Source organism: Silvanigrella sp., from assembly GCF_044369315.1.
Classification (GTDB): Bacteria; Bdellovibrionota_B; Oligoflexia; order Silvanigrellales; family Silvanigrellaceae; genus Silvanigrella.
Genome location: NZ_JBIPMD010000200.1, coordinates 1 through 6084, shown reverse-complemented (window position 1 = coordinate 6084; position 6084 = coordinate 1). Strand labels below are relative to the sequence as shown.

The following is a 6084-nucleotide window of genomic DNA, read 5'->3' as shown; positions in this document are numbered from 1 at the left end:
ATTATCTTGATACTATCAACAAAATCAAAAACCACTCTCTATAAAAAATTTAATTCCATTCATTGTGTTTGTAAAATGCACTTATTGGGAGGACACTTTCAGAAAACAAAATTTTATATGTTTCATGGGTTAAAAATTGCTACCGTGAAAGTATATATGGGGGTGCTATAAAATATATTTGGAATTGTCTTTGCGATAGTGCTGATTTAAATTCTGATATTAAAGATATGATTTACAAATTATAATATGAGCTTAAAAATTTATTATGAAATCTTAATCTATTTTTTTAGGAAGTTTTATTTTAAATTTAGTCCCTTCATTTGGAATTGATGTAACAGAAATTTCTCCACCATGTTGTTTTACTAATGAGTAAGTAATTGAAAGTCCTAAACCTGTTCCTTCACCAACAGGTTTTGTAGTAAAAAAAGGATCAAATATTTTATCGATAATTTCTGGCTTAATTCCACTTCCAGTGTCTTCAATGATGATATAAATAAATTTTTCTTCATCCATTCTCTCAAATGAAAGAACCCCACCATTTTTCATAGCTTGAATTGCATTTGTAATTAAATTTAAAAATATTTGTCCAATTTGACCAGAATCACCAAGAATAATGTCATTGTTATTTTCAATATTCCAATCAATTTTAATATGTTTTTGCTGTAAAAATCCTTTTGCTAATTTTAATGTTTTTTGAATTTCGGCTATGAGATGAATTTCATGTTTTTCTACTATTTTAGTTTCATGTCTTGCAAAACTTAAAAGATTATCCACAATTTCTTTACACTTTTTAGCGGCAGATTCTATTTGTTCTAAATCTTCTCTGTGACGATTTTTTTTATCAATTTCAGACATTAAAATTTGTGTAAACGCAAGTATGCCAGCTAATGGGCTATTAATTTCATGAGCAACTCCACTAGCAAGTTTTCCAATAGCTGCTAATTTATCTGCATGCGCTAATCTTTTTTGGAGTTGTGTTTGAAGTGTTATATCACGATAATGAATAACGTAACGGATATTATTCACCCCTATGCTATTCATAATATGAGCCCTAATCGTATACGTTTGATCTGGGAATAGTTCTGAGGTAGTCCATTCAATATCAGATGTTTTTTCATTTGTTTGTTTTAATAAACAATCTTTACATGGAGAATCTTTATTAGCAAAAGCAATATAGCATTTATTATTAATTAAAGAGAGGTAATTTATATTTGGATTTTTTTTTAATATAATTTGAAGATATGAGTTATTTAATCGAATAATATTATAATTATTATCTATTAATACAAGTGGATCTGCTATGGTATCTATCATAGCAATCCACTGTTTTTTTAATTCTTCAATATCACGAGAGTCTTTAGAAATAGGAGTTCCCATTTTTTTTTCTCAATAATTAAAGAGTTACTTTAAATTAATGATGAATAAGTGGTTGATTTCCTTTTGTGCCAGTGACATTTGCTAATGTCATTGCTTGAGAGTTTTTTAGTTTTGTTTCTAAAGCGTCATCACTTTCCCAAGCAATTGCATGAAGCAAAACAGTATCCATATGATCAACGGGTACAATTTCGAGTTGTTGAAGAATATTTTTAGGAATCTCTAATAAATCACGTTCATTTTCTTTTGGAATAATTACTTTTTTAATTCCACCACGATGAGCAGCAAGTAATTTTTCTTTAAGACCTCCAATTGGCAAGACACGTCCACGGAGTGTGATTTCGCCTGTCATAGCAACTTCACGATTAAAAGGTTTTTTCGTTAGGGCACTTACTAAAGCTGTTGCCATCGTGATACCTGCACTTGGTCCATCTTTAGGAATGGCGCCTTCAGGAAAGTGAACATGAATATCTATTTTTGAATAGAATTCATCTTCAAGGCCAAGGAAAGCGCCTCTTGATCTAACGTAACTAAAGGCAGCTTGTGCGGATTCTTGCATGACATCCCCAAGTTTTCCCGTAATTTTTAAATTTCCTTTGCCGCTCATGACAGCTACTTCGGTTACTAATAAATCGCCGCCAACTTCTGTGTAAGCGAGTCCCTGACCAACTCCGATTTCATTTCTTAACTCTTTTTCCCCAATGCTATGTTTTCTTGGTCCAAGATATTTTTGAACTAACGCAGCATCAATTAAAGGAGCTTTTAAACCTTCTAAAGAAACAGTCTTTATTACTTCTGGAGTTTCTTTTATTTCTTTATCTTTAACTTCTTTTATTTCTTTTGTTGATTTAGAAGTAGTTTTTTTGTTGTTTTTAAGAAGTTCTCTAGCTATTTTACGGCATATACTTGAAACTTCTCGTTCTAAATTTCTTACTCCAGCTTCTCTAGTATAGTAACGTACCAATTCTTCTAACGCAGAATTATCAAATTTTAATTCAGATTTATCAAGCCCATTTGATTTTACTGCTTTTTGAATGAGATGTTGTTGTGCAATATTAATTTTTTCTTGTTCTGTATAGCCGCTTAGATGAATAATTTCCATACGATCTAAGAGCGGTTTCGGAACACCATTTAAACTATTTGCAGTAGCAATAAATAAAATTTGGGAAAGATCATAATCTAAATCAAGATAGTGATCATTAAATGCGTGATTTTGTTCTGGGTCAAGCACTTCAAGCATGGCACTTGAAGGATCTCCACGAAAATCGGAGCTCATTTTATCAATTTCATCTAGAAGAACGACAGGATTTCCGCTACCTGCTTTTTTAATTGCGTTTAAAATTTTTCCTGGCATTGCTCCAATATAAGTTCTGCGATGTCCACGTATCTCTGCTTCATCTCTTACACCGCCAAGTGCAATGCGAGAAAAGTTTCTTCCTGTTGAACGTGCAATACTTTTTGCAAGACTTGTTTTACCAACTCCTGGAGGACCAACTAAACATAAAATAGGTCCTTTTATTTTATCAGATAAGCTTGTTACTGCTAGATATTCTAAGATTCTTTCTTTTACTTTTTCAAGTCCAAAGTGATCTTCATTTAAAACATCTTCAGCAAAAATTTGATCTTTAATTGTAGGAGCATAATCAGCCCAAGGGAGTGAAAGCACCGTATCGATATAATTTCGAACAACAGTGGCTTCTGCGCTCATTGGGCTCATGCTGCGAAGTTTTTTAACTTCTTTTTTAAGCTTTTCTTTTGCTTCATCACTTAATTTTTTTGTTTTAATTTTACTTTCGATTTCAGCAATTTCTGTGCGAATATCATCAGCATTGCCAAGTTCTTTTTGAATGGCATTCATTTGTTCATTCAAATAATATTCTTTTTGTGTCTTTTCCATTTGACGTTTTACACGAGCTCTTATTTTTTTCTCAACGCGTAAAATTTCAATTTCAGATTGAATAATACTAAATATTTCTTCTAATCTTTTTGCAGGGTCGATGGTTTCTAATATTCTTTGTTTGTCAGCAAGTTTTAAATTAGCAAGTTGCACAACAAGTGTGTCTGCTAGTCTGCTTTCATCTTCAATGCTGGAAATTGAAAAGACCATTTCTGGTGGTACTTTTTTATTTAACTTAACATAAGTATCGAAAGCTTGTTTTACTGTTCGAACAAGAGCTTCATTTTCAGCAGATCTTCCATTAGGCTCTTGAATTTCAGCAATGTCTACAACGAGCATTTCGTTCGATTCAACATATTTTAAAATGCGGCCGCGTTTTTTTCCTTCCACTAATATTTTAACTGTTCCGTCTGGAAGTCTTAATAATTGTAAAATTTGTGCTATTGTTCCAAATTCATAGATTTCTTCAGGTAATGGATCATTCGACTTTGGTTTTTTTTGTGCGGCAAGAAAAATTTCTCTATTTCGTGCCATAGCGTCATCGAGGGCTTTTATGCTTTTTTCACGCCCTACAAACAGTGGGACTACAGTGTGTGGAAATACGAGTAATTCCCTCAAAGGCAAAAGCGGTAATGTTCGGCTAGTTGTTTTTTTATCAGCCATATAGAGCTACTCCTTTGCGGTCATGTAGAAAAATTCAACCTCAACATAACTATTCTATGACATTTAAAAGGATTGGCAATACCAATCTGTTTTAAGTATCTAACACTTAAAAATCGTTAAATAAACAAAAAGCATCTGGTGTTTTTTTGAAAAAGTTTTCTTTTTCATTATTAAAGAAAAAGTCACCTAATATCTCTTGTTCAGTTAGAATTTCGGTAAATGTTTCTTGATTAGTTAGTGGATGAAAAGGAACTGCTCGCAGTACGACAATTTCTTGGCTTTTCCAAATAGATTCTAGAGTCGTTCGTGAAACAAAACTTTTTCCGTCTTTACGCTGTTTTTTTTGTATATTTATATTAATTTCATTTAAAAATAAATTTAATTGTCTTATTACTAAATCAAAATTATTTTTAATTTTAGGAAAATGAATTTTGATTTTTTCAAGTTTATCTTTATTTTTTAAATTCCAAATATCATAAATTATTTTTATTTGAATTTTTAGAGATTTTGGTAAATATCTGTAAGTTAAAATGCTTGTTTCTGGTTTATTTGTTGCTTCAAACGATTGATGGCTTTCAGCCATTTGGGATAATAAAAAAGCATTTTCAATAGCCTTATCAATTAGTGTTTGGTACCCTTGTCTTCCAATGGCTTTAAAGCAAAACCAAAGTTTAAGAGAATCGAATCTTCTGCTGCCTTCTATTGTTGTTCTTCCTAAGTCAACACTACTTTCTCTAATAATATACTTAGCAGTATGTCTTATTGTGTCTAAGGAATGTTCATTTTTGAAAAGAACAGCTCCATGTGACATGGTTAAATATAAAAATTTATGTCCATCAATGACAACAGAATCGGCATTTTCAATTCCTTCAAGTCGTTTTTTGTGCTTGCTGCTTAATAATAAAGCTCCTCCCCAGGCAGCATCGACATGAAACCATATTTTATGTTTAGTACAAATTTGAGAGAGTTTTTTTAAATCATCAATATTTCCCGTCTCTGTTGTTCCTGCAACACCAATAATGGAAATAATTTTTGTTTTTTCATGAAGCAATTTTTGAATCGTATTTTCTAATTCAGGGACATTAATCTTATTTGTAAATATATCACAAGGAATTGTAATAACATTTTGCTCACCAATTCCCATGATAGCAGCAGTTTTTTTTATTGAATAATGTCCTCGTTGACTTACTAATAGAACCGCTCGTGTGCAATCTGCCTTTTTAAAAGCTTCGTATATCCCTATTTTATGAATATTTGGAAAAAGAATATTTCTTGCTGTTACCAGAGCGGTTAGATTTCCTACTGTGCCACCGCTACAATAATTTCCAACTGCTATGTCTGAGTTATTTAAAATATGATTATAAAAAGATTTTTCTTTATTATAAATTAAATTATGCAGCCAGCATAATGTTTGCCATTCAACATATGTAGCAGATAATGCGGTTTCAATTTTAACTACATTTTGATTCAAAGCGCTTATTATTATATCACATAATAATAAAAAATTAGGAGTCGCTCCAGTCATATGTCCAATATAATTTGGATGCGAAACTCGAACTGAGTTTTTAACTATCTTTTCAATTGTTTCTTTTAAAACAGTAGGGATATTTTCTCCTCTTTCAGGGATTTCTATGGTTCTAAAAAAATTTGATATTTCATTTGGTGAAATTTCTGCATGGAGTTTTTGTCCATCTCGATTGTGTAAAAAATTAAGAGCTGCTTCGAGTGTAATATTTGCCCATTTATTAAACTCTTTATCTTTGACAGAAGGGAAGAAATATCGAGATATTAAAGAGGAATTTTTCATAATTATTTTCGATCCCAAATAACGAGTAGAAAACGAATGTCTGAATGAAATCTTTTATATGAACTTATAGAAATTGAACATTATATTTTCTATAAAAAATCTTTTCGGTAAATTGGATCAGATTTTTTTACTGCAAATCTTGCATTATCGAAGAATGAAATGTAAATACAAATTTCCGGGCAATCGGTCTCTTTAATTAACACATGGAGTTTTTTTATTATGGCTAAAAGTAAAAGTTTATTAACTACTGTTCCTACAAGCTTAATCATTGCTGATGTATCTGCGCGTTTTGAGCAATTACCAAAGAAAATTACAAAAGAAGTTATCTCTGCATTTTTAGAAG

The 6084-nt window shown here is 31.3% G+C and carries 3 protein-coding genes; all 3 read right to left on the bottom strand.

From position 1 onward, the window contains the following. Window positions 1–273: 273 nt before the first annotated feature. Complete coding sequence (locus ACIQ56_RS13435) at window positions 274–1377, bottom strand: ATP-binding protein (protein WP_397601560.1); 1104 nt, start codon at window positions 1375–1377, stop codon at window positions 274–276. Between the two features lie 34 nt (window positions 1378–1411). Continuing rightward, complete coding sequence (gene lon, locus ACIQ56_RS13430; protein WP_397601559.1) at window positions 1412–3934, bottom strand: endopeptidase La; 2523 nt, start codon at window positions 3932–3934, stop codon at window positions 1412–1414. Between the two features lie 106 nt (window positions 3935–4040). Continuing rightward, window positions 4041–5741 (bottom strand): aminotransferase class V-fold PLP-dependent enzyme, encoded by a 1701-nt coding sequence (locus ACIQ56_RS13425; RefSeq protein ID WP_397601558.1) that lies wholly within the window; start codon window positions 5739–5741, stop codon window positions 4041–4043. Window positions 5742–6084: the final 343 nt, after the last annotated feature.

Coding starts and splice junctions, on each gene's coding strand:
- ACIQ56_RS13425 (WP_397601558.1), bottom strand. CDS start 5,741: ATGAAAAATTCCTCTTTAATATCTCGATATTTCTTCCCTTCTGTCAAA.
- lon (WP_397601559.1), bottom strand. CDS start 3,934: ATGGCTGATAAAAAAACAACTAGCCGAACATTACCGCTTTTGCCTTTG.
- ACIQ56_RS13435 (WP_397601560.1), bottom strand. CDS start 1,377: ATGGGAACTCCTATTTCTAAAGACTCTCGTGATATTGAAGAATTAAAA.